This is a genomic window from Sphingobacterium sp. G1-14 (assembly GCF_002196555.1).
In the GTDB taxonomy this organism is placed as follows: Bacteria; Bacteroidota; Bacteroidia; order Sphingobacteriales; family Sphingobacteriaceae; genus Sphingobacterium; species Sphingobacterium siyangense.
Genome location: NZ_CP021381.1, coordinates 1,332,186 through 1,357,503, shown reverse-complemented (window position 1 = coordinate 1,357,503; position 25,318 = coordinate 1,332,186). Strand labels below are relative to the sequence as shown.

Genomic DNA, 25,318 nt, shown 5'->3' with positions numbered 1-25,318 from the left:
GATTGATCGACATCGTCATTTAACTTTACATGCGTGAATCTTGATTTATAATACAATGAACAAGTTTGCTTTATTAGTTGGAAACGACATTAATAATATTTCACCAGGAATAAGCTGGAGTGATTTACTACACAACATCAAAGAAAAGTATAAAGTCAGCTCATTAGAAAATGGACAAAAACCTTTTCCTATGTTGTATGAGGAAATATTCCTTAACGCAATTCGAGAAAAACATATTAATGAAAGAGAACTCAAAACCTATATATCGGATTGCGTCTCTCAAATCAATCAAAACGAAATACACCAATTAATTCGGGATCTTTCGATCGAAAACATAATCACCACTAACTATGAATTCAGCTTAGAAGGAGAAATCGCCACAGCAAATACCGGCTTAATCCGTGAAACGACCTACAGTGTATTTCGTAAACACCAAATCGGCAACACGAGCTATTGGCATATACACGGTGACTGCCTAAATCCATCTTCCATTAATCTAGGTTATGAACATTACTGTGGCCAATTGCAAAAAATGAGGGATTATGTGGTTAATGGGACAAATTATAATTCGCAAACGGTCTACAAGGCTGCACTAATTAAAAGATTAAGCCGAAAAAAGGATACTAAACTCCAATCCTGGATTGATTTATTTTTCACGCAGGATATCCACATTCTAGGTCTATCGCTTGATTTTGTAGAAATAGACCTTTGGTGGCTGCTAACCTATCGCGCCAGAAATAAGTATTATAGACGAAGCGCATTTATTGAAAATCAACTCTTTTATTATACAACTAAAAAATGGTATGCACTCTCCAAAGATAAAATGCAATTACTTCAAGCAAACGATGTTGAAATTGTCATTATTGACGAAACCAATAAAACTAAATACTACAAGAAAGTCCTCGCAGGCATAAAAAATAGATATAAGCTACCCAGCAAAATATTAAGTTGAACCATACAGCAATTCATAGATTTTCAGCTTGTTATCATGTCATTAATAGAAAAAGAATTTCGCGCTGCCAAACTAAACAAATTTACATTAAGCATTGAAAACTTTCTGAATAGTCTATTCTTGAGGAAAACAAAGTTTATACTTACCAAACCCTTTTCAGCAATAAAATTGAAAAGTGAAATTAGCCATGTAGTTTATTTAAACTGGATGGTGCCTCTCGCCAGAATTCAACAATTCGTCCCCCCAGGAATTACCCTCGATCCTGTCGGTAACCATGTTTTATTTTCAGTGCTAACTTACCGCCATGGCCATTTCGGCCCTGCAAAACTATATCATTTAAAATCCTTATATGGGTCACCTCTACAGAGTAATTGGAGACTTTACATCAGTCAAACCCAAGAGCAATTTAAAGCGCCTACAGTCCTATTTCTCGCAAATGTAATGAGTAGCCAGATCTATTGCATCGGTAGTCGTTTATTCAGTAGCATGATGTATACACATCAACCTTTGGCTTTCCAACATGACCATATCGGCGTTCAAACTCACACCAAAATAATCCCCGGGAGAAGCAATGCACCAGACTTGGAGGTTGTTTGCCAACCCTGTGATCAGTGGAATATTCCAAGTCAATTTCTCCATCTGTCGAAAGATTTCAATCAACTCCTGAATAAAATAATTATTCAAGACCAAGCCTTAACTCCACTGAACAATGGTCTATTCCGACAGGCGAATATTGCGTTAAAATTCGATCCAAAAGACATAAGACCTTTAAAAATTGATTTCTTTAGAAGCGAAACATTAGCTGATATTGTTCAGCATGAAAAGTGTTTTGCTTTCGAAATACCGGCGGTTTCATTTTTTATAAATCACGAAAAAACAATAAAATTATGAACTTTATCGATTTTAGTATAGCTGTATTGCTCGCAAACGCGATGCCCCATTTTATTTTTGGAATAACAAAAGTTCGCTTCTTAGGGCTTTTTGGTTATACGGCAACAGCAAATATTTGTTATGCACTATGCCAATGTATAGTCGGAATCGGTCTGTTTCATCACAAATACGGGTTAGATAAACTTTTTAGCAATGGTTTTGCACTTGGCAGCACATTAGTTCTGATACTTTATTTTATTTTCGGTAGCTTACTGCTTGTGAAGTTCCAGAAAAAATAAATATTCTTTTTCTGGAAACTCCCTTTGTTACTCTATACTGCTTAAGGTGATTTAAGGTTGTTAATCCGCCGATGGATGGCTAAAAAATTCCAACATAGCAGATAAAGCAGTAGCCGAATGCATGCGATCACTATTTTCCAATGTATCCTGCGTTGCTTCTGCCCCCCTTCTTATCATGTCTTTTTCAAAATAAGATAATGCTTCCAGCAAAGATTCATGTTTCCCATTTGTCAGGCATTCAGCCAACTCGAAGGCATCCTGCATTGCTACATTCGCCCCCTCCCCAGCAAATGGTGGCATACGATGAGCTGCATCTCCGATCATTGTAAGGTTAGTCTGTGTTTCCCAGTGTTGATCAAGAGCAAAATAATATTGGGGACGGGGTATAAACTGTACATTGTCATTCACAAAAAACTCATCCCAAACCGTGGTCCATCCAGGGAAATGATCTTTAAGCCATTGCGATACTTGCTTATTGTCCTTAAAATCAATTCTAGCCTTATTATAATCTTCTTCTAGAATCTTTGTACTTGCAACAAACATCATTGAACCGTCACCTTTTGTACCATATCCAATAAATTGTTCCGATCCAAAAGCCATCACTTTACCACCGTTCGCCAATTTAAAGAGATGAGGAGCATTCTTTTCAGCATCATAGATATTTCCCTCAACCAATGTAATTCCCGAATATATAGGCGTTAGATTACTTAAGTAAGGACGTACTCTTGAATTTGCTCCATCTGCTGCGATCACCAGATCGGCATATGCATCCACTGCATATTTAAAATGCAACAACCAACCTTCACCATATCTTTCCATTGCAACAAATTGACTATCCCAAACAACGGTATGCGGTTCCAAGGCATTCAATAAGATATCTCGCAAAGGGGCTCGGTCTATTTCCGGTCGATTTTCGGCGACTGACTGCTCTTCATCATGGTCATCAAATTTTACGATGAGATCCTGATCAACGATACGCAGCTTACTCGCAGTCGGTCGATGATATTTATAGAACTCTTCCATTAATCCTGCGCGTTTCATCGCTTCAAGTCCCGTCCCTTCATGAAGATCCAAAGTAGAGCCCTGTACACGAACTTCAGGATTTAAATCCCGCTCATAAACGGATACATCAGCCCCCTTTAACTGTAATAATCGAGCTAACGTAAGGCCTCCAATTCCACCGCCAATTATGGCTATTTTTTTATTTTGTATTAACATCTTATTTGTTTTAAAATTCATAAAACAAAACTATTGAGATGTAAGCGATGATAATAGTATAAATCGGTCGTTTTTATTTTTTAACAGCTCTTTGGGAACTACTCCCGAAAATTTCTTAATCTCTTTAATAAAATGAGCCTGATCGAAAAAATGTTCCTCTGGAAAAAGTTTCCCTTTTGCAATGTGATCCAATGAGGACCTAAAACGTAAAATATTACAGTACGACTTCAAAGAAAGTCCAAATTGCTGATTAAAATAACGATTGATTTGCCTGCTGTTCCAAAAAATCTGTTCGGAGAGTTCGGCAACTGAAATCGCTCCCTTACGCTGATAGATCAGTTCAAATAACTTACGCTTTCGCTCATCAATCATAGAAGGAAGAAGTGACTTAATAATTTGTACAGATTTGACAACAAATAACTCAAAATCAACTAAATCCAATTCACAAAAGCCCCAAAAATCAGTCGCAAGAAACTTACCCGTATTGATGATACCGGCAATACTTTCTTTTAAAATATACTCCGCCCCAAGCAATTTAAAGCTGATACAAAATAGCTGTCCGTCAATAGGAATAGTCGCTTCTTCATGGGGCATTGTTCCTAGACCAAGTAAAACGATCCTAAAGTTATCTACAGAAGATTTGAAAAGAAACAAATCAACACGTCCATCTGGCAAACCGATGGTTTCCTTTATAACGCCAGATTCATTACGCAAACACCAAAAGCTATCCACAAAACTTGCGATCGCTTCATCAGGTTTAACTATTGTATATTGTAGGCCATCTTCCATCATCAATTGTCCTTATCATTCGTATTTTGAGTATGCTAATTGATATAACAACATAAAATTAACGATTAAATCTTAAGTTTACTTATTGTCTAAAACCTGAACAATAAGGTCTTGACGTTATCACCAACGAACTTATTTCCCCTACTAAGCCACTAGATCATGAAACAATGAATAACTTCGCTACGCAAACGTTCTTTCGTACTGAAAACGATTCGTTGTTAAAGTCAATGAAATTACACGTTCAAATCTTTCGCAATTGATGGATTAAACAAGGGGTACAAGGACTGATTTCACCTCATAAATACAAGTCAAAAACACATTTATAAATCAGAAAACCAACTATTTACGACATATAAAATATTTTTTAAAATCGATTTTGAGAAATCAAACCTCAGATATGAATTATCTGGCCTATTCAAAGGATGGTCTACACTTTCGCGTCTTCGAAAAACCTTTAGCTGCGGCCAATGTATACCGCTCTTCTGTATTCCCAAAGACCTCTTACTCAAAAAGCATTGAACTTGGTGCTGTAATTGGTTATAAGTCTGGATGGAACCTTTGGCTATCGTGAATTCACCACCAACAAACAGGTACTGGAAGATGGTTTAAAATAAAACACCTATATTTAGGTTCAAAATCATTTCGATGGAGTTATTTCCGACAATAGATATTCAAGAATTTAGAAAAGACCAGCTTGCAGGTAATCAAGGATATTTATACTCGGAATTGCGTGGTGAACATCATATAGCGCGTCCACATCAACATCACTTTTTTTTATTGGTACTTTTTGACCAAGCAGAAGGTGTCCATACGATTGATTTTAAAGATTATCACATTGATCGTCATCAAATCCATATCCTGTTTCCGAAGCAAGTTCATAGCTGGAAATTAGGAGCCAATACAACTGGTTTCCAATTGATGGTCGATAGAGAATACTTCGAGAAATTTTCACCCAATTTCCGTTTTTCATTCGCTTACTATCAACGTAATCCTGTTATCTCACTCTCCAACGAAACATTTGCTCTACTTTATTATGAATTTAATGCGATAAGAAAAGAACTTGAGGACCACAATTGTGTTCCTGCTATTATCTATTCTCGCACAGCTGTGATCGCATCGATACTAAGCAAAGAGGTACAAAAGGTAGTCCAAAATGAACAAAATAATGAATCCAATCCTCGTCTCTTAAAGTTACAGGAGTTAATTGATATCCATTTTCGGCATGAGAAGTCGGTATCTTTTTATGCGAAAGAACTTAATATATCCACCCCGCACCTTACTAAAATCTGTCGTCAAAAGCTCGAAGTATCTCCAAGCCAGCTCATTCAGCAGCGAACTATCTTGGAAGCAAAACGATTGTTAAAAGCAACCGGTCTATCTATCAAAGAAATTTCGTTCAAACTTGGTTTCGTCGACTCTCCTTACTTCTCCAATTTTTTCAAACAACATACAGGTCTGAATCCAAAGCAATTTAGAACGGACTGAGGTTCGCCAATACCTAGCATAAACTAAATTTTGCTCCAATACTTCTTCGTTAAAAATAAACAGTAAGTCCATTTGCGAAACAAAAACTTGTTATTTTTACATAAAAACACCATTATCAATGATTTCTGAGCTTATTAACCTTGTAATGGACACAACTCTTTTCATCTTTGGCCAAGGTTCCAGTAACGACCGTCCTGAGAAAGAAAAAATAATTTCAAATTTGGGCCTGTCTTTGACGCTAGTTGCTGCTTTGGTTGTTACGCTACTTCCCCACAGTCGGATTGCACCAATTGATTTCTTTTGGATTATACCTGTTAGTTTATCAATGGGTTTTATCCTACTTTTTATCCCGCTTCGACTACGCTGGGTAGCACCATGGAGAATCGCGACATACATCAAAGCTTCTCTTAGTTTTTCCTGCTTAGTTTGGATTGCAATTCTTATTTTTATCTTTTGACTTTAACGCGCTAAAAATGGCAATAAAAGATATTAAAATTGTAAAAACTGAAATTCTATCAGACAACTGGTACACTTTAAAAAAAGTGACTTATCAATACAGCAAACCCGATGGTACGGTACAGCAACAAAGCCGAGAAGCTTATGATCGTGGCAATGGAGCTGTCATTTTACTCTATAATACCAGTACTCAAACAGTCATATTAACAAGACAATTTCGAATACCCACCTACATCAACGGAAATGAATCAGGCATGCTTATCGAAGCTTGTGCAGGTCTACTTGATCAAGATTCTCCACACGACTGTATACGAAGGGAAACAGAAGAAGAAACAGGCTATCAGATCAAGGAGGCAAAAAAGATCTTTGAAGCTTATATGTCTCCAGGTTCTGTAACTGAAATTCTACATTTTTTTATAGCAGAATACACCAATAACATGAAAGTTGGCGATGGCGGTGGTTTAGAAGAAGAGGAAGAGCATATTGAGATTCTAGAAATCAATATCGAAGAAGCACTACATATGATTGATACAGGTGAAATCAAAGATGGTAAAACCATTATGCTACTACAATATATTCGATTAAAAGATATACTGTAGACGCCCAATTTATATGATTAGGGCTAGTGATTAACTTTCTCAAAGATAAACTTCGGGTCTTGGAAATTGATGGTTGAAGGTATATAATGTGGAATTCCCATATACACTTGCTCCGTTCCTGTACCTAAAATATACAGAGACCCTTTTTTTAATAAAACAAAGGGTCTTCTTTTTTTCTGTCCCCAGCCAAATGGTGTATAATAATAGTCCCCAAGCAATGTGTCTTTTTGGATATTGCCGCGAATATCTCCCGAATCAACCTCACCTCCAGGTCTATAAAAGAACAATTGACCATGAAAACGGCTCTCAAAAAGATTAAGATCCAAACGGGCACTATCACGTTCACTATGCGCTATATAACTCAATACTTTAGTATCTTGTCTCCGCTCTTCACAGCTTATTAACAGCAGAGCCGAAAAAATAAAATAAACAGCAATCGAAAATAAACGCATTTTTCTTTTGATCTACGATAATTAACCCTGCCTCAAGATAAACACAAAATTCAACAATACACAAGGAAATTGACATAAGATGCTTTTTCCAAACTCGATTTACTTAGATGCTCTATATAAGAGAACTTAATGCGACCTACACTTCACCAAATCTCCTATTTTTTTCCTTCCATTCAACATAGTTCGCTTTTAAGCAGTGCCCACAAGGACGATATTGATGCTGTAGCGCTTCTTGCTCAGTGGCAAAAAAGACCCTGTTCTCCCGCTTCATCCTTTTTCCGGAAATACAACAAAGCAATCCATAAATTTTTAGTTTTTCATTGCCTCCTAAGCGAATTTCTCCCGTTCGAATCTTGGCGTGCAATGAAGCATCTGATATATTTTTATGCCATTCCATTGTGCGGGTTTTATCTCTCGGCGTCGTGAAAAATAATACCCAACGCATGGCGTTCACCTGCCGTAACTTCACTCACCCCGTGTTTCATATTAACCCTAAAATATCCGATTCGTCCTTTCTCAGGCCTAAAATTTGTTGCAAATAGGACGAGATCTCCCTTTTGGGGTTTCAAAACAATAGCCTTTGACTGCGCTCGAGGTATTTGTTGCGTTAGGACAAATTCCCCCCCTGTAAAATCTATTTGTGGCTCGTTCAACATAAACACCGCTTGCATCGGAAAATAGACTTCTCCATATAAGTCCTGATGTAGGGTATTGAAACCTCCTTGACTATATTTCAAAATCAATACTGTTGCCTGTTCTTGTCCTTTCAAGCGGCAATCCGTCAAAAGGTCTTCATGTTTCATCGAAAACGACTTATCGACTTTCAGCGCGCGAAACCAAGCATTAGCAATGACGGCCAGATGGGGATAAAGTTGAGATCGAATCGTTTGAATCAACTCAGGTAGTGGGTAGTCAAAATATTTGTACTCTCCTATTCCGAATCGATATCTCTCCATAACGACAGTTTTGCGGAAGAGCCTCGAATCGTAATACCCGTCTTTTAATAGATCGCATTGTAAATCTGTTAATAGATTTGGAATGACCACATAACCATGTTTATGCATTTCCTCTGTAATCGCAGACCAATTTAGATTTTCTATGTTTTGAATGACATTTTCCATAGCACGAATCTCCATATTATAGTCCTGCCAAAAAATCCGAAATATGCTAATATGATGTATAATAAAAGGAACGCGAACATTTATCGCTCAAGACAATCCATATCACAAAAAAAAGGACTAAATACAGGCTGGTGTATTTAATCCTTTTTTGATTTCATATCGTATAAAAACTAGCTATTTCCAACATTATTTACGATTTTTTCTGCCAAAGCTTTAAGCTGAAGCATATCAGCATAGTCGAGCTTGAGGGCTTCAAAAATCTGCATGGGAACACAGCTCGCCTTTTCCTTTAATTGCAATCCTTGTGCTGTAAGCTGTATTTTAACCACACGTTCATCTTCTTTGCTTCGTGTTCGTGTAAGCAACGATTTACTCTCCAAACGCTTTAGCAATGGGGTGAGTGTCCCATTGTCGAGGTATAGTTTTCCACCAAGCTGATTTACGGTTTGTCCGTCGTTTTCCCATAGTGCCATCATCGTGATATACTGCGGATAAGTCAAATCAATCTCTTCGAGAATCGCGCGATAGCGCTGCATAATTTCCCTATGCAGTACGTATACGGAAAAGCAGAGTTGTTTGTCTAATTTTAATAAATCATCCATCTTACAAAGATATTGAGTTTTTAAGGGATTGAAAAACAGTAATCAACTATTTGTACTCAACAACAAAATCTTCCTTGGGTATTCGAACTTTCTTCATTGTTGAGATCCAATCCCGGGAACTGTCTGCGACACCAACATACATTAACGAGACACTTTTTAATCCATGTTTCTCCAATTGCAATACCGTATCCACCACATGGTTATCGAAGCCTTCTGCAGGGGTAGAATCGACACGAAGTTCAGCTGCCTGAGCCAAAGCCAAACCTAAGGCTATATAAGTCTGTCTTGCCGTGTGCGCAAAATTTCTTTCCGCAGCTTCATTCAGATAAATTGACTTTAACTTCTCGGTATAGGAACCAAAACGTCCACGAGGTAGTTCTCGTTCATCCGTTGTAAAATCATAAACTTTATCAATACGTTCTTCCGTATAACGATCCCATGCAGCGAAAACAAGCACATGTGAACATTCACGCATACAGTCTGGATTTAGTGCTCCCTTTGCCAATTCTTCTTTCAATGCCTGATTTTCAACAATCAATATCTTAAATGGCTGTAAGCCCGAAGAAGTAGGTGCAAAGCGTGCAGCCTCAACGATTTTATCTACATTTTCCTGACTAACTTTTTTTGTAGGATCGTATGCTTTCACAGCATGACGCCATTTTAAATCTTCTAGTAGTGACATATAATTATTTAATTATTTTAAGAAAATCATGGATAATATTGCTAACAATGCAGGAACTCCTTGTACAAAAAATATCTTTTTGCTCGCTGTGATTCCACCAAAAACCCCAGCCACGAGGACACAGCCTAGAAAAAACAGGCGTACATTTCCACTCCAGACCGGATCATTGATAAAAAAGGACCAAGCTAAACCCGCAACTAAAAAACCATTGTATAAGCCTTGATTTGCGGCAAGCCCTTTAGTGGGTTTGAAAAGATCAGCAGGAAGAGCCCTGCCAAAACTACGTTTTCCTGCAGTTTCCCAGGCAAACATTTCCATCCATACAATGTATACATGTTCTAAAAGTACGAGCGCTGTCAGCACATTAGCCAAGTTATTCATCTATTATTCGTTAGTTGATACCGTCAATTTAACATCTATATTACCCCTTGTTGCATTTGAGTAGGGACAAACTTGATGTGCTTTTTCAATCAATTGCTGGGCGACTTCCAAACTCACTCCCGGAATATTTGCATGTAATTCTGCAGCCAACCCAAAACCGCCATTATCCAATTGTCCAATACTCACATGTGCAGTTACCGAAGTCTCTCCAGTTTTTACTTTTTCTGACCTAATAACCAAATTCAAGGCACTATCAAAACACGCAGCATAGCCTGCCGCAAAAAGCATCTCTGGATTAGCATAATCGTCATTTGCTCCACCAAGACCTTTAGGCATGCGAACAGCTAAATCCAGTACACCATTTTCACTTTTTACTTGACCGTTTCGTCCTCCTTTGGCTGTCGCGCCGATGTTATATAACGTTTTCATATTTCAATTTGTTTTGTTTGCACAAATGTAGGACAAGAAATTATATTGTGCAAAATATAATATTGCAATTTACATTTAAATGAGAATAGCAAAATATCAAAAACATGACTGCGTGTATCGAATGTAATCTAAAACCAGTACATTTGATTATTGCAAATCGGGTTTAAATGAAAACAACTTCCATTGAACAGTTTTATCAGGAGATCAATGCGAGCATCCCAAAGGAGATCGCAAGAGAGATTGGTCATTTTAATGTATTCAGCTTTGAGGAACTTGCAGCTAAATTAAAAGATAAACCGATCATGCCCTACAATAAGCGTACCTACTATAAAATAAGCTTAATCACAGGGAAAAACATAGCCGAATATGCCGACAAAGTAATCGAAATTGATGAATCCGCGCTTGTATTTGCAACACCAAAAGTTCCTTACCATTGGATACCAAAAGACGAAAATCAAAAAGGTTATTTTTGTGTTTTCACCGATGAATTTCTGGCAAGGAATAAAAGTGGTGTGATCATAGATGATCTGCCGATCTTTCAACCCGGAGGACTTCCTATTTTTCAAATATCACCTGAGCAACGAATTGAAGTAGAGGAAATTTTTCTAAAAATGAATAAAGAGCTATCTTCAGATTACGTCTTTAAATATGATCTAATGCGAAATTATGTACTGGAAATTATCCACTATGGGCAAAAACTCCAGCCAAAGAGTATAACGAATCCAACATCTAATGCCTCAAATAGAATCACATCTCTATTTATAGAATTGCTAGAAAGACAATTTCCCATTGAATCTCCAATGCAACGTCTACAACTACGGACAGCTAATGATTTTGCGGAACGACTTGCCATACATGTCAACCACCTGAATAAAATTTTAAAGAAAAATACGGGAAAAACAACCAGCCATGTCATTGCAGCCAGAGTCACACAGGAGGCAAAAATTTTACTGCGACAAACCGATTGGAATGTATCTGAGATTGCTTATTCACTTGGCTTTGAGGAGATCGCTCATTTTTCCAATTTTTTCAAGAAGCAAACCGGCTCTGCCCCAAACATTTTTCGTTCTCAATCGTTATAATTTGAATTTCGCAAATATCCATTTGCATTTCGCAAGGAAAAGTTCAACTTTTCGGAGGATCTTTGTGCTGTTGGATCTTTAAAACAAATTAAAATGGCTACAAATAAAATAGCATTGGTAACAGGCGGAAGCCGTGGTTTAGGTAGAAACATGGCTGTTAGCCTCGCAAAAAAAGGAATCGATGTCATGCTAACCTACAATAGCAATCAGGAGGAAGCAGATCATGTGGTTGCCACGATACAATCTTTAGGTCAGCATGCAGCTGCATTCCAATTAGACGCAGGTAATGTGCAGTCTTTTGATCTCTTCATCGAACGAGTTACACAGCATATAAAACAAGAAACAGGACAACCAAACTTCGATTTCCTAATCAATAATGCCGGAACAGCATTATACGCCCCTTTCATGGAAACTACGGAAGAGCAATTCGATACAGCTTATAATATCCATTATAAAGGGGTATTTTTTCTCACGCAGAAAGTTCTTCCCTATTTGAACGATGATGGACGTATTATCAATATTTCTTCTGGTATTGCGCGTTTTGCATTTCCGGGATCATCTGCCTATGGCTCGATGAAAGGAGCAATCGAGGTATTGACGAGGTATCTTGCCAAAGAACTTGGTCCCCGTGGTATTGCAGCAAACGTTGTCGCTCCCGGTGCAATCGAGACAGACTTTGGCGGCGGGCATGTGCGGGATAACAAAGAAACAAATGCGCATATTGCAGCTGTTACAGCTTTAGGACGTGCTGGTGTACCTGACGATATCGGCGGTGTCGTTGCCTTCCTTTGTACCGAAGACGCAAGATGGATCAACGGACAACGTATTGAGGTATCCGGCGGGATGAATCTTTAGTAACCTACCACCTAAATAAGCACATAGCTGAGGCTATTAGCTATGTGCTTATTTTAAAGTATTTCTTCACCAATTTCAACCAATTTCTCCCCTTTTAGCCTAAAAATTATAATGCTATTATCATTTTCTTCCTTACCTCATAAATTGTACGTTGACTGATTACCCGAATGATTATGTTTGTAGCATAAGAATATGATACAACTTGCCATAATAAGTGACATTCATGCCAATTTAATTGCATTGGATGCGGTATTAACAGATATCAAAAATAGAGGATTAACACAAATCTACTGCTTAGGTGATCTTGTTGATTTCGCTCCCTGGGGGAATGAAGTCATTGACAGAATACAAGAAAAAAACATTCCATGTCTACTAGGAAACCATGACCAGAGAATTGCTTTTGACGAAGCCATTATCCCTTTACCACACCATGATGTAATAGAGACTTCAAATCGGGAAATCGCCATCAACCTAAGTAAAAAAGAGATATCGACCCCTCATAAAAAGTGGTTAGCAACATTACCCTACAACATTGAACTAACCTTCAAGCTTGGGACGAGTCTCAGGAAAATACTTCTTGTCCATGCCAGTCTCCAAAGCAATGACGAATACATCCATGAATCAACTCCAAAGCATGCTCTATCGACCCAATTAAAGCAAAGAGCAATCGATATTCTGGTGATGGGACATACACACCATTCTTATATTCAACAGGATGGAGACGTCTTGTTTATCAATGGTGGTTCAGTCGGGCGTAGTAAAGAAAAAGACAGAAAAGCGACCTACGCAATAATAACCTTATCTGATAAAGAAATTAATGCCGAGATCGTTAAAGTAGATTACCCAATAATAGCTGTCGCAAATGCAATTTACGAGAGTAAAATCCCCGATTTCTACGGAGACTTCTTACTTGCGAATAATACACTTTAATCATTGTCAATTTGCCACAATAGTTAAAAGTATCGTTTCATTTTTAACATAAAAATCCCCGACACATTCTCCGCATTATTTTCAAAGAAAGGATCTCCTAAAAAACAATACGATTGCATCGGGGATGTATGTACAATTGTTATTTCAGAAACAGTTTCCGAATAGCTTTATTACCAACATCCAGAAGATAGATATTACCATCTTTATCTACTACCACATCTTTTATAAGACCAAACCGTGCTGTCGATAAAGTCCCATCCACATATCCATTCGTTCCCTTTATCAAAGTAGTCACTTCTCGTGTCGACATATTGACCTCCCGAATAGCATAATTGTAGTTATCGGCAACAATCAATCTGTTATTTAATCCTGCTGTGATACCGCCTATTCCGTTGAAATATGTGTTCGTTCCAATCCCATCTTGATAGCCCGCATCCGAACCGCCAACCCAACGTTCCCCACGTGCATCACCCGGTCTTACAATTTCGATCCCGTTATTGCTGCTCGTGTTCTGATCCGAATAATATAAAACTCCTTGACTATCCACAAAGGGCTTAGCCATTACCCAACTAGGTCCGGGTACCTTAGTATAATTTCCAGCCACGTTGACTTTGTTTATACCCTGCGCAAAACCAGCTACTGCGACATATAAATTCCCTGACAGATCTAAACACATTGAACCCGGAGAAAATCCTTTTGCATGTATAGTGCGTTTGCCCGCAGGTGTAATTTTAAAGATCTGATTTGTTCGCTGATCGCTGACATAAATATTGTTTTGTGGGTCAACAACTATTCCTGTAGGATAGTCGAATACAGCATTGGCACCATCTACCTGCAAAATAGATACACTTCCAGTCGGGGACACCTTTTTAACTTGTTTATTCTCTGGATCTGCGACATATAAATTTCCCTGCGCATCTATCGCCATTCCAGCTAGGTTGTTGCCGAATACCGTACTTCCTGGCCCCCCGACGAATGTCATTACACCTGCGCGACGGAACGGCTGCGGTGCTAAAGCATCTTGACTGCCAACGATTACCTTTACCTCGCCTGTTGCAACACCCTGTGGTGCCTCCATAACCAACTTATTCTCACTAGCACTGGTCACAGGGGTCAAAACACCATTAAAATAAACCCTATTTTCGGCAGCATTTGTACTAAATCCGGTTCCCAATAGGGTTACACTTGTTCCCGCCAAACCATTGTCTGGACTTATAGAATGAATACCAAGCGTCTGATCCTTAAACTGTGGTCCTTCCACGGATTGATCGTTGACTACAACCCTTACCTTTCCAGATCCAGTTCCACCAGGAATGATCAACTTCAGCTGATTTTCACTACTTGAAGAAACAGCAACTTGCTTTCCATTTATAAAAACCTGATTTTCGTCAAGTTCTTTACTAAACAATAGCCCACTTATTGTCATTTCAGCCCCTTTTGGGCCACTCAAAGGAGAGACTGCGCCGATTTCAGGCTTGCCTACAACCGTAAATTTCGGACCCGAAATTTTCTGTTCATTGATATTCACAGATAGAAGTCCTGTACTGACGCCAGCTGGAGCCACTACGACAATTTTTTCAGGACTAGATTCCAATACGACCGCGATCTTTCCATTGAAATCAACGATATTCCCCGAACTGGCTTTTTCGAAGCCTTCACCCATTAGGGTAACTTTGGTTCCCGCCCCACCTGTTAATGGTTTAATACTGCGGACGACCTGATAAGTAAAATTCTGTCCTTGCGACTTTTTACCATCCACACGAACTTCTACAGCACCATACCCCGCATCTTCGGGAATTTCTGCAACGATTACTTTATCTGTAACACTTACAACCAAAGCTTTTTTGCCATTAACATAGACTTCTGCAGGTTTATCGGTACTACCAAACCCCTCCCCATCAATCCGTAGCTGGGTGCCTCCTGTACCATTTGTCGGAAAAATTTTTGAGACTGAAAGATCTTGATAGGTATAAGTACCAACATCAAAACTATTACTTCCATACTTCAAGACAATTCCTCCACTTTTGTCACCTTTTGGCACACGTAAAACAACCGATGTTGGAGTAGCGCTAATCACCTCTGCCGAACTCCCTGCAACTGTTGCAGAAAATTCTGTAATTGCCCCGCTGAAGCCCTGTCCTTCAATCGTAACTAGTGTGCCAGCTTTACCAGAATTAGGGTAATAACTATCCACTTTAGCCGGAATTTTATCGACCAATTCTTCCTTTTTACTGCAACTGATCGTCGCAATAGCCATCCATATAGATATGATGACTAGATTAATTGTATTTTTCATTGGAATAAATTCTTATAACTATATATCCGCTATCCTTTTAGGTTTTTCCCAAATGACCAAACTAGAATGTATATCGAACCCCACATTGTATTTGTGCTCTTGAGTTAAAATAATCGATGCTATAAGGTTGCCCAGGATCACTAAAGGTAAATACGGGCCAGCTATCAGCATTTTGCCTCGGCGGAAATAATGATGGGGTAAGGCCCACACTACTCGTCGAATTAAATGTATTGGGTGAAAAATACTGAATACCCCATTTCTTGGAGATTAGATTAGTCAAGTTCATAACATCGACCGAAAATGTTATAAATTGTTTCTTTGACTTCTGAAGAAAGAGATCATGTGCAATTCGAAGATCTGCCTGTACATTCCATGGTGTACGTCCCATATTACGCTCTGTAAAATCACCCCTACGAGAGCTTAGATAATCATTACCATCAATGAACCTATTAAAAGCATCTGCTTGCTGCTGCGCAGAAAGACCATTTGCAAGATCTTTAAAGTAATGAATTGTTTCCGTCTGTCTTGGAATATAAACCAAACTTACTTGTTGTGGCAAGCCTTGTATGCCATTATTGACGATACCATAGGTAAATGGACTTCCAGATTGCGCACTGATATACAAGGTAAAATTCGTGCGTCCTGCATTACGCCAAGTTTGTTCGTAATTTATACTCGAAACGATACGGTGACGGATATCGAAATTGCTGTAAGCTAACTTTGGATTATTAGGAATAAGTGACTGATTCAGTTGCCAGTTACTTTCCATAGAATTACGTACGCCATTACTTAAATCCTTTGATTCTCCATAGGTGTAACTCAGTGTAGCATTCAATTTTTCTTTGATCGTTTTCCCAATGGTCCCTGTTATACTGTAGCGGTACCCCTGATTGGTATTACTCAGAAGATATACATTCGAGAAACGATTATCCACAGTACCGCTATAAACAGGTTGTTGTTTATTGACGTCATACCCATACCATAATGGGTTATCCTTGTTGTTCAGCTGCTGAAATAGAACATCTTTAATATTCTTTGTATAAATACCTTCAACCGTAAATTTCCAGCTTTCAACCTTGTAATCTATGCCCAAGCTGGACCGCAACACCTGTGGCAGCACAAAATTGTTATCGACCAGATCAACCTGCGTTTTTCCGGTACTTGGATCATTTATGATAGCGCCATTCTGCGCTATAAACTCACCTATTCCATTCGGACTTGGCTTTATAGGGTCAGACCCAGGTGCAAATGGTTTCTGATCTGCTTTTTGATCGAAAGCACCGTAACTGTTACCCGTATTATAGTATGCATAAGCCAACCAAGCAAACGGTATACGCCCTGTAAACAAACCGGCGCCCCCCCGTACAGTCAATTGTTTATTGTCCATTGCCTCCCATCGAAAGCCAATTCTCGGAGACAACTGTATCCTATTTAGAAACTCATTTCTTAATCGATTCGGTGGTGTATAGGTGTAGGTTGTACCGAAAGTAGGGTCAGACCACATGTCATTTACTTTATCACTCCGTGTCGGCATTGTTGGCAATGCTGCCAAATCAGCACGGAGTCCAGGTATGATTTGGAAACGATCATTTATACGGATTTCATCCTGAATGTAGAGACTATACATATCAACAGAGAAGTTAGCCGCGGGATGATCCAAAATGTAAGAACGTGAATTATCCTTATAGTTGTAACTTCCTCTTACACGATACGGAACATTAGCGACGAAATCTGCAATACTATTGTAATCAACCCGGCCATTCCAACTATTAACAAACCCATACCGAATGCGATAAAGCTCATTATGTGTTCCAAATAACAATTTATGCCTACCTTTTGTCCAATTTAGATTGGCCGTAATCTCCCAGGTACCTTGTCGCATGTTAAATATACTAGCTTCACGATCAGTTCCAAGATAAATTGTTGTGCCCGGTGTACGTCCTTGTATCTGTACCTGAGGTAAGGAAGGATCACTTAAGGGGTCACGTCGATCATTTACCTGTGTATATCCCAACACAATATTGGAAGAAAGATTATTACTAAATCTACTTTTCAATTCCGCAACGGTACTTGTTTGGTTGTTCTCTTGTTCAAAGGCCATACTACTGAACCGAAAATCCTGTTGATCCCGATCCATATGAGTTGCCTTACTAAAGATTGTATTGTTACGGATTGCCAACTGATGTTTGGCATTTATATTCCAGTCTAAACGATTGAAAAACTTGGTTGACCGGGACCAATTTGTATAATTACCTGCGGTTCCAATATTAAAAATATCACCATAGCGAGAACGAGCGGCTTCGGCTATTGCTTCTACATCGCGCTGCTCCAGAATCTGAGCTGTTTCGATAGTCCCAACACGCAACTGCGTAGGATCTTGGCGCCTGGTAAACTCCTCATTACTGAAAAAGAATAATTTATCTTTTATTAAAGGAAACCCTATTCGGAAACCTGTTTGATAATCATAAAAATCTTTATTCATTTTCCCCAAAGTTCCCACACGGTCCTTACCCGTTAATGCGGCATTCCGTCCATAGGCGTAAACCGAACCTTCGACTTGGTTTGTACCACTTCGAGTGACAGCATTGACCGAGCCGCCTGTAAAATTTCCAATCTTGACATCGTAGGGAGCCAAATATACTTGCATATCCTGAATGGCGTCTATTGATATGGGGTTTGTTCTTGTACTGCTCCCCGCCATTCCTGAGGTCCCCGTTTGTCCGCCAAGAGAGGGGCTAAAACCTATTGCATCATTATTGATGGCACCGTCTATCGTGACATTATTATACCTAAAGTTTGTACCACCAAAACTATTATCGCGACTTCCTTGCGGTGTAAGCCGAGTTACATCGGTAATCGAACGGTTGACTGTAGGCATATTCCTGACTTGCTCGCCACTGAAATGATTTCCGGTCCCTACTGTCCCTGCCCTTGTATCAGCTTTCCGACCAGTCACAACGACCTCACTAAGTGTTTCATTACGCTGTTGCATAATAAAATCCGTCTGCAAGGTTTCTCCCAAACGCACAAATATATTTTCTTTACGTTCTGTTTGTAATCCAATGCTACTTACATCAACTGTATATGGACCTCCAATACGAATATTATTTAAAGTAAAACATCCATCTTTATCGGTCGATTGCACATAACGGGTCCCCGTCGGTGTGTGTATCACAGTAACGGTCGCCTTCTCCACAAGAGTTCCACTGCTACTTTGCACCTTTCCGTTAATTGTACCCGAAGTTTCCTGCGCAAAAGAATTGATCGCTTGCAAAAGAAACAAAAAGAGTAAAATTAGCTTTAGTATTGACATTATAGGATAGAAAGTCATGGTTGATCTTCCTAAGCATATACTGTCATATTGATATCTATTCATTGCTATGTTTCATTAATTCGTTAGATAAATCTTCTTATTACTGTGTTAGCCGGAGCCCCTGATCGACAATATGTAGTACCCCATCTCCGGTAAGGATATCCTGTTTCTGTAATAAGACATCATTTGTATTTCCCAAACCCCGAAGTGTTATACCGCTAAAAGAGCCCGGAGAGCTGGTATTTGGAACCAACTTAATCTCTACACTGTTACCATCTAGCATGGTTTGCTTAGACATATTTGTATTACCCGTACTCAAGATATAGTCGTACACAAAACGACGGTCATGGAGAATATGATAGCGGACTAATTTTTTCAGATCGTCTAAATTGGCCAGCTCCACATCCTGCACGGATTGAAATCCCAGCAGAGTCATTGCAGCATTATTTGGTGCAAAAACTGTATAGGCTCCCTGATTTGTTTTTTCGGATAAAATGCCGGTCCTTTTTATAGCACGAGCAAATATGCTGATACTCGCATCTGCGTTGATAGCATCGACAATCTTATCATGTACATAGGGAGTCATAACGCGGTCGAGCACTTGAATCAGTCCATTAGATGCAGGCAAATTTTGTGTCAATATACGCGCTCCATTCAGTGTCAGTACTGTATCAGCTCCTTTTACCCAATGTGTGGCATAAACCTTACCGCGACGTGTTTTCAATTCTTGATTGAACAGAAAAGGAAGCTTATTGAGCTCATATTTTCCATCCAGTATATGATAATTAGCGATATTAGAAACTATCGCTGCGCGTTCAGACAGCATGCTCACGACAGTTGGATACCCCGCCTTTCCAAAGGCATTGTCGGATGGAGCAAGCAAAGTATAGGGACCTTCGCCCTTTTGCAACTCCTTATCCATATTACTGACGCGTAATGCAGCATTAAATACCGATAAATTAAAATTATCAGCAACGACCAAGTTGACCTTATTATTATCAAAATTCGTCGTGTTTTCTTCCTTTTTACAAGCAAATAATAGATTGATCGTCAGCAAAAATAGGCTACACTTGCTATAACTAAAATTATGTCGTCTCATCTTTTATTTAAGTTTAAATCCTTTTGGAAGCAGTAGATTATCAACAACGTGGATCGGTCCATTGACCGTATTGATATCTGTCTCAATAATATTGATCGGTGCTTGCTCGGCTTCTTTGATTTTCATTTGGATCTGGTTTCCATTTTTAGAAAAAGCTAACGGCATCTTATAAGCGTATTGAACCTGACTATTCCCCCCTATATTCACATAGTAATCATTTAACAAGGTCGGGGCCAAATCATTACTATAAAAGACGGTATTATTAGATAGCGCAATGCCATAAGAAGGATCTTTAGTTGCAAACACTCTGCCCCAATTGCGATGAAAACTGAATAAAGTATCTGTCGGATATGCTCCTCGTGGTTCAAAATACATATCGTCATATCTTACATCTCCCCGTTTAGCATTAAAAGCCAAAATATCGGCCACGCTATTAAACCCTGCTTTTCGAAAGGCATCATCTGTTGGTGCAAAGGTGGCTGTCAGGGTAAGATTAGGTGCCTCATTGTAAGATGGGCCATCACCTACATCCCAGCCTCGTTGATAGGGAGCTCTAACCTCTGGATAATAGCTCAAAAACTCCTCTTTACTCATACGATATCCCCATAGAGGTTCAATATCATCCAACATTTTTTCATAAAACATTTCCTCGGACAAACGTTGGGATTCCACAAAAAAGGTAAACCTTCCGTCGGCTATTAGCGCCTCCAATATGGTCATAACCGGTTTTTCGATCACTTTTTCCAACATATAGACTCCGCCATTTGTCGCAGGCTCATAGGCTAATTTCCCTTTAGACTTACCATTGACTAGCAAATCGCCATCTTTCACAGCGAGATAATGACGATAAGCATAGATATCGTAACGTCTTCCTACAGGCTCGGTATTATCATAAAAAGGTACGCGGTAATTTTGATTTTTTAACATCGAGCGAACCATGAGACTATATTTACCAAGTTTAATTTGATTAAGATCTCCTAAAAAACTGTAAAATTGAATGAAATCGGCAGCTTCCTCAGTAGTCATTTTTTGAATAGTCTCTAATGTTATTCCAGCTTGCTTCAACGCATTATCGGTTGGGACCAATACGGTCACTTTTGTATTGACTCCAGCAGCCTTGATCAATGCTACAATGTTACTTTTCTGCCAAGCCGCTAAAAAAACTTTTGCTTCATTATGCTTTGTCAATAGTTGCGTAACATCTTGTGAAGCTTCATTTTTATAAGGAACTTCCTCACCCACAAGCTCCGGCATGAACTCAGTTTTTTGGCAAGATAGCAGTACAAACACAGCAGTAGTACATAACAACAGTATATGCCAAACGGCATTTATTGATTTATTTTTCATCTTTTCCTTTTTTTATCGCTTGATCTGGGCTTACTAATCCTTGATCTAAATCATGAACCAAACCATTACTACACAAATAGTCCATTTTAGCGCCGACAGCATACGTTACATCAGCGAGTATAATCGAATAGAAAGTATCATTGTCCCGGAGTCTCATATTATAACTTAGTTTCCAGGTCGGATAGGCTTCATTGGCAAAATATTCCATATAATGTATTTTGTCTTTCAAGTGGTATTTGTAATTACCATTCGAATTAATGACAGTAAAAACTTGCGAATCCGATATAAAAAAATGTTTATCGTACATGATGTAGGCACCAAACAATACCTCAGCGACATAATTCTGTGGAACAGCACTATCCAAAAATTCTATCGTAACCCCTCTCTTTTCTAGGGCCTCATTTGTTGGTGCAAATACCGTAAATGGGCCTTTTTCAGCCAGCTGTCCCCACAGACCAAATTTCTTCAGTCCAGCCACAAAAACAGTATAGTCTTTCTTGTCACTGAGCCAATCCTGAATATTTTTCTCAAATTGTGGTTTCATTACCTTATCCAGCACATGCAACACTCCGTTGGATAAAACCACGTCTTTGCGGACCGCTTTCGCTCCGCTAAAAAACAGCATATTTGTTGGAGTAATAGCCCCGGGTGATATAGAACCGATTGAGGCGTACAATTCGGAACCTTCCAGTGTTGCATACCTAAAATCCACCGAATTGCTCGGAATATCGCTCACATAAAGACGCCTTGGGAGAATATGATAAGAAATCAGTCTCCGCAAGCTATCCTTATTCATTCGATCAAGGTCAGCTGGACGAAACACACCGATCTCATTAAAAGCGAGATCGTTTGGCACAAGAACTGTAAATGGCCCATTACCATTTAGTTCGACATTCAGACCTGTTTTCTCCAGCGCCGCATCAAAGAGTCGCATTTCGTAATTGTTGTGAATAAAGTCGGCGGCCGGCCGTATATTTTCATTAGGTTGAGGCACCGTGAGATTATCATGTTTGCAGCCTTGTAGCAACAAAATAAATAAGCACGCAGAAAACCAGCCCATAGCATGAAGCAGTGAAACCTTCTGTTCTATTTTGATATTATATTGAATCATTTCTGCTAATTTTAGTAAATAGGTGGAGCATATTTTCGTTGTATGGTAGTTAGGTAGACGCGACCATTGACAATTTCGATCGTATTGACCGTTGCGAAAGTGCGTGGATTATCCTTTCCCGAATGTACATTGACCAACAAATTTGGAAGCAGTGTTCCGTTTTCATTACTGGTCAATCCTACTTTTCCGTTCAGGAGACAATTAAGTACAGCCCAGTTGCTACCTGTATTTGTCTCACTATCATAAAATGGATTCGTGACAGGATCCATTCCAAGTGTAAAAAAGTCAAATCGTTGCCAAATAGCTGTGCGGATACCGTTGGATTTACTACTCGCCCATAACGGAAAACTTGCATATGCATTCACTTCATTTGAACTTGTATTACGTTTAACGGTTGTCAAAAAACGCCCTTGGTAACCATTTACTTTCGCAGCATAATGGCTGAGCTCTTCCTGACTTTCATAAAGTGACAAAAACACATTCATTTCTTCTTTGACGCCATTTTTGAAGCTTTTCAATCGATAATCATCATCTTTTAAGCTTGCATCAGCTTCCCAGAACCCTTTTGAACTCATATTGTAAAAGTTTACATACACCAATGAATCTGATAATGGGAGCTTATAGAAATTTTCATGTCTCAATAAGATTCCATGATCCTTCTTTATAAAATCCCTTTGCAAAAGATGGAGTGTATAAACTTCTTTACTTTGAAGATTGATCACCGTGTCAATCAGAATGTCATTTTTCAAACGATCTTCCAATTCAAAGAAGGGTACCGTATTTTTTGGACGATACGCAAATACGACTCTTACCTCGCCTGAGGGTACCTGAGCCCAGCTACTTAAGTCAAATCCGTTTAAAATAGGACCGACTAGGACATTTTCCTTTCCTGGATATTCGGGATTGCTTGGGTCTGTACTGTTCCCGATGTGAGAAGGATATGGGGGAGCATAAGGATCTCTTTTATCCAAGAAATCACCTATAATTTCCGCTCCTGTAAATTTTCCATCAGATCCTATTTTCGGATTGATAAGCATGCAGAAATAAGGTACTTTATCATCCTTGCTACCCATAGTCTGTACGTAATTGACATTATTAAAAACACGTAGATAAGCCGGCTCGGCAATCTGTGTATATTCAATTTTCGTACAGGAAGCAAGCGATAGTATAAAAATGGCCACTAGCCAAATACGATTTGATATATTTTGCTTTTTCATTATTTATTATGTTTGATAATGATCATTCGCGCTTTTTCTTTATCGGACGATCCCGAACCATTTTTTCCAATCAACGCTACAGTATAAATTCCTGGCTCAAATGCTGGTAGAGGCCTTCCAATGGTTGTATACAGCGATTTATTTGCTATAAACTCCGTCGATTGCAATACGTCAATATCGTCGGCCCAGACACCCGGTATTACATCAGGTTTAGAACGATACGCCATTATTGCGTAGGGATTCGTCATAATATTTACATTGGTATAAGGCATATTAATCGAAGGGATCCCAGGTTGCAGATTTACATTGCCACTGTTCCCGAAAGGCTGTCCGTTAGGCAGTGTAAAGGTGATATAAGGATTGCTTGCCGATAGATTTAAAAAGCGATTAAAGAAGAAGAATTTAAAAGCTAGCCGACTGTATGTCCCATCATCTTCAGCCGGTAAAGGGAGTGTACCACTCAGATCATTGGAAATGAGAAGCAACTGAGCCTTTCCATTTAGGTCAGGATAGAGCCATAACGTATAATTTTGATTGCTCCGCAATTCCTGCTTTATTGTAGCGAGTACGTTTCCAGTTGCATCTATAGCCTCTATATCATATTGCTTCTGGGTAAACACACTATAATTGCTTCCCTTTCCAAATCCAATACCGCTGGCAATAACCTTTCCATCGACCCTAAACCCTATCGATTGATCCTTATATGCATTTACACCTTGTATCCTCAAGTAACTTTGATTAACCTGCGCTGCAATGTCTGTGATAATCTGAAACGAATTTTGATAGGCCTCAGCTGTTTCGTTCATTTCATTTGAGAAATAACTAAATCGCTGCGGCGTGACTACGATCGTATAAACACCTCCAGGTTGAAAATCCTGAATCGGAGCATAAGCAAAATTAGTGGACTTCGCATAATCTTTTGGAATGGTGGAAGTCGGTAAATCAATGAGCCCGTATTCAAACCGTCCTGAGCCCAAAGAAGGAAGGGGTCTACCATCTGCTAGCAATATTTTAAACTGATAGGTCCCATAGGGCAGTTCAATATAGTCTGAATTGCGACGTGCGACAGAAATATCATTCGTTTTTTGATCAACCAAAGTACCATCAGCATAAGCTAACGATATTGCACCAACGAGATTCTCCTGTGCACCGCCCATGCCATTGGAAGGGTTTTTGATCGCTCCAGCTAGGTTAACAATCCGAATCTTAAAATGGTCCGGCTTACTGGGACTAGTCATAGCCCGCGTTAATGCAACAACTTCAGGTTGACCATTCATGATTAAGGAAGGAAGCAAAAAATAATCCTTAGGTTGCTCATAACTATTGTCAACCTTGACTTTAAAATCATGGTTCAAACCAAAACCCTGATAAAAGCGAGCTGCAAACGTAAGGTCTGCCTCTTCTTTCTGATCAAAAAGATCTTGTGGAACTGTCCATGTCTTTGTCAAACGTCCGTCTGTTGGGAAATATGACGTTCCAGGATATTTATGATTCCCCGGATTTAACGGATGCAACACAACAAAACTTGTCAAGCTGTCGCCATTAGCAATAACCTGATTGAAGTCAGATAGATTAACAATTCTAGTATTTGAATTTGGCCGGTTTTCAGTTACAGGACGATTGTCATTAATCACATCCAGTTTTTCCTTTTTACAAGAAACAAAGGATAAAAAACATAAAGCTGTAACACCAAAAAACAGACACCCCACACGCTTAAACATACTGATTTTCAT

At 39.1% G+C, this 25,318-nt stretch carries 26 protein-coding genes; 10 read left to right on the top strand and 16 right to left on the bottom strand.

Translation table 11 applies throughout. The features are described 5' to 3' along the window. The first annotated feature begins 55 nt into the window (after positions 1-55). From CBM24_RS05755 to CBM24_RS05745, 3 genes are read left to right on the top strand one after another with little or no spacing between them, the layout of a single operon-like run. Positions 56-952, top strand: coding sequence for an SIR2 family protein (locus CBM24_RS05755; protein ID WP_088160493.1), 897 nt, complete (start codon positions 56-58; stop codon positions 950-952). 36 nt (positions 953-988) lie between these two features. Further along, the gene (locus CBM24_RS05750) at positions 989-1,843 is read left to right on the top strand and encodes a DUF2071 domain-containing protein (RefSeq protein ID WP_088160492.1); all 855 of its coding nucleotides are present in this window, start codon (positions 989-991) and stop codon (positions 1,841-1,843) included. Further along, entirely contained in the window at positions 1,840-2,121 is a 282-nt protein-coding gene (locus tag CBM24_RS05745; protein ID WP_075991365.1) for a hypothetical protein, read from the top strand. Before CBM24_RS05750 ends, CBM24_RS05745 begins: the two co-directional genes overlap by 4 nt. Positions 2,122-2,181: 60 nt before the next feature. Here the strand turns inward: CBM24_RS05745 and CBM24_RS05740 are convergent, their stop codons facing one another. Continuing rightward, complete coding sequence (locus CBM24_RS05740; protein ID WP_075994662.1) at positions 2,182-3,339, bottom strand: FAD-dependent oxidoreductase; 1,158 nt, start codon at positions 3,337-3,339, stop codon at positions 2,182-2,184. A gap of 30 nt (positions 3,340-3,369) precedes the next feature. Further along, a complete protein-coding gene (locus tag CBM24_RS05735; RefSeq protein ID WP_232475690.1) occupies positions 3,370-4,131 on the bottom strand; it encodes a helix-turn-helix domain-containing protein in 762 nt (253 codons plus the stop codon). Between the two features lie 373 nt (positions 4,132-4,504). Here CBM24_RS05735 and CBM24_RS27190 point away from each other — a divergent pair, with 373 nt between their 5' ends. From CBM24_RS27190 to nudK, 4 genes are all read left to right on the top strand, one after another. Then, positions 4,505-4,699, top strand: coding sequence for a hypothetical protein (locus CBM24_RS27190; protein ID WP_145327701.1), 195 nt, complete (start codon positions 4,505-4,507; stop codon positions 4,697-4,699). A gap of 74 nt (positions 4,700-4,773) precedes the next feature. Further along, the gene (locus CBM24_RS05730; protein WP_083663504.1) at positions 4,774-5,613 is read left to right on the top strand and encodes a helix-turn-helix domain-containing protein; all 840 of its coding nucleotides are present in this window, start codon (positions 4,774-4,776) and stop codon (positions 5,611-5,613) included. 118 nt (positions 5,614-5,731) lie between these two features. Beyond that, entirely contained in the window at positions 5,732-6,070 is a 339-nt protein-coding gene (locus tag CBM24_RS27690) for a hypothetical protein (protein WP_075991363.1), read from the top strand. Positions 6,071-6,086: 16 nt separating this feature from the next. Beyond that, a complete protein-coding gene (nudK, locus tag CBM24_RS05720; RefSeq protein WP_088160490.1) occupies positions 6,087-6,668 on the top strand; it encodes a GDP-mannose pyrophosphatase NudK in 582 nt (193 codons plus the stop codon). Positions 6,669-6,691: 23 nt separating this feature from the next. Here nudK and CBM24_RS05715 read toward each other — a convergent pair whose 3' ends face one another. From CBM24_RS05715 to CBM24_RS05685, 7 genes are all read right to left on the bottom strand, one after another. Next, positions 6,692-7,120: a hypothetical protein gene (locus CBM24_RS05715; RefSeq protein WP_075991361.1), complete on the bottom strand. Its 429-nt coding sequence runs from the start codon at positions 7,118-7,120 to the stop codon at positions 6,692-6,694. Positions 7,121-7,256: 136 nt separating this feature from the next. Beyond that, positions 7,257-7,517, bottom strand: coding sequence for an Ada metal-binding domain-containing protein (locus CBM24_RS05710; RefSeq protein ID WP_075991360.1), 261 nt, complete (start codon positions 7,515-7,517; stop codon positions 7,257-7,259). A 10-nt stretch (positions 7,518-7,527) separates the two neighbouring features. After that, positions 7,528-8,256 carry a 2OG-Fe(II) oxygenase gene (locus tag CBM24_RS05705; protein WP_232475689.1) on the bottom strand — a complete coding sequence of 243 codons (729 nt, stop codon included), beginning with the start codon at positions 8,254-8,256 and terminating at the stop codon, positions 7,528-7,530. A gap of 155 nt (positions 8,257-8,411) precedes the next feature. Beyond that, positions 8,412-8,843, bottom strand: a complete 432-nt coding sequence (locus CBM24_RS05700) for a MarR family winged helix-turn-helix transcriptional regulator (protein WP_075991359.1) — start codon at positions 8,841-8,843, stop codon at positions 8,412-8,414. Between the two features lie 46 nt (positions 8,844-8,889). Beyond that, a complete protein-coding gene (locus CBM24_RS05695; RefSeq protein WP_075991358.1) occupies positions 8,890-9,525 on the bottom strand; it encodes a nitroreductase family protein in 636 nt (211 codons plus the stop codon). A gap of 12 nt (positions 9,526-9,537) precedes the next feature. Then, the gene (locus CBM24_RS05690; RefSeq protein ID WP_075991357.1) at positions 9,538-9,906 is read right to left on the bottom strand and encodes a DUF1304 domain-containing protein; all 369 of its coding nucleotides are present in this window, start codon (positions 9,904-9,906) and stop codon (positions 9,538-9,540) included. Between the two features lie 3 nt (positions 9,907-9,909). Continuing rightward, positions 9,910-10,335 carry an organic hydroperoxide resistance protein gene (locus CBM24_RS05685; protein ID WP_075991356.1) on the bottom strand — a complete coding sequence of 142 codons (426 nt, stop codon included), beginning with the start codon at positions 10,333-10,335 and terminating at the stop codon, positions 9,910-9,912. A gap of 167 nt (positions 10,336-10,502) precedes the next feature. On the opposite strand from CBM24_RS05685, the gene CBM24_RS05680 reads away from it, so the two are divergent. From CBM24_RS05680 to CBM24_RS05670, 3 genes are all read left to right on the top strand, one after another. Beyond that, entirely contained in the window at positions 10,503-11,417 is a 915-nt protein-coding gene (locus CBM24_RS05680) for a helix-turn-helix domain-containing protein (protein WP_088160489.1), read from the top strand. A 93-nt stretch (positions 11,418-11,510) separates the two neighbouring features. Further along, a complete protein-coding gene (locus CBM24_RS05675; protein WP_088160488.1) occupies positions 11,511-12,272 on the top strand; it encodes an SDR family NAD(P)-dependent oxidoreductase in 762 nt (253 codons plus the stop codon). A gap of 192 nt (positions 12,273-12,464) precedes the next feature. Next, positions 12,465-13,202 carry a metallophosphoesterase family protein gene (locus CBM24_RS05670; protein WP_088160487.1) on the top strand — a complete coding sequence of 246 codons (738 nt, stop codon included), beginning with the start codon at positions 12,465-12,467 and terminating at the stop codon, positions 13,200-13,202. Between the two features lie 139 nt (positions 13,203-13,341). On the opposite strand, the gene CBM24_RS05665 is transcribed toward CBM24_RS05670, so the two are convergent. The 7 genes from CBM24_RS05665 to CBM24_RS05635 form a co-directional block, all read right to left on the bottom strand. Continuing rightward, entirely contained in the window at positions 13,342-15,498 is a 2,157-nt protein-coding gene (locus tag CBM24_RS05665) for an IPT/TIG domain-containing protein (protein WP_088160486.1), read from the bottom strand. Positions 15,499-15,559: 61 nt separating this feature from the next. Further along, positions 15,560-18,811 carry a carboxypeptidase regulatory-like domain-containing protein gene (locus CBM24_RS05660; protein ID WP_088160485.1) on the bottom strand — a complete coding sequence of 1,084 codons (3,252 nt, stop codon included), beginning with the start codon at positions 18,809-18,811 and terminating at the stop codon, positions 15,560-15,562. 100 nt (positions 18,812-18,911) lie between these two features. After that, complete coding sequence (locus CBM24_RS05655) at positions 18,912-19,910, bottom strand: fasciclin domain-containing protein (RefSeq protein ID WP_088160484.1); 999 nt, start codon at positions 19,908-19,910, stop codon at positions 18,912-18,914. Between the two features lie 3 nt (positions 19,911-19,913). Beyond that, positions 19,914-21,257, bottom strand: a complete 1,344-nt coding sequence (locus CBM24_RS05650; RefSeq protein ID WP_088160483.1) for a fasciclin domain-containing protein — start codon at positions 21,255-21,257, stop codon at positions 19,914-19,916. Then, positions 21,247-22,368, bottom strand: a complete 1,122-nt coding sequence (locus tag CBM24_RS05645) for a fasciclin domain-containing protein (RefSeq protein WP_088160482.1) — start codon at positions 22,366-22,368, stop codon at positions 21,247-21,249. Before CBM24_RS05645 ends, CBM24_RS05650 begins: the two co-directional genes overlap by 11 nt. An 11-nt stretch (positions 22,369-22,379) precedes the next feature. Further along, the gene (locus tag CBM24_RS05640) at positions 22,380-23,585 is read right to left on the bottom strand and encodes a hypothetical protein (RefSeq protein WP_088160481.1); all 1,206 of its coding nucleotides are present in this window, start codon (positions 23,583-23,585) and stop codon (positions 22,380-22,382) included. Continuing rightward, positions 23,585-25,318 (bottom strand): DUF4397 domain-containing protein, encoded by a 1,734-nt coding sequence (locus CBM24_RS05635; protein WP_088160480.1) that lies wholly within the window; start codon positions 25,316-25,318, stop codon positions 23,585-23,587. The genes CBM24_RS05640 and CBM24_RS05635 overlap by 1 nt, the downstream gene beginning before the upstream one ends.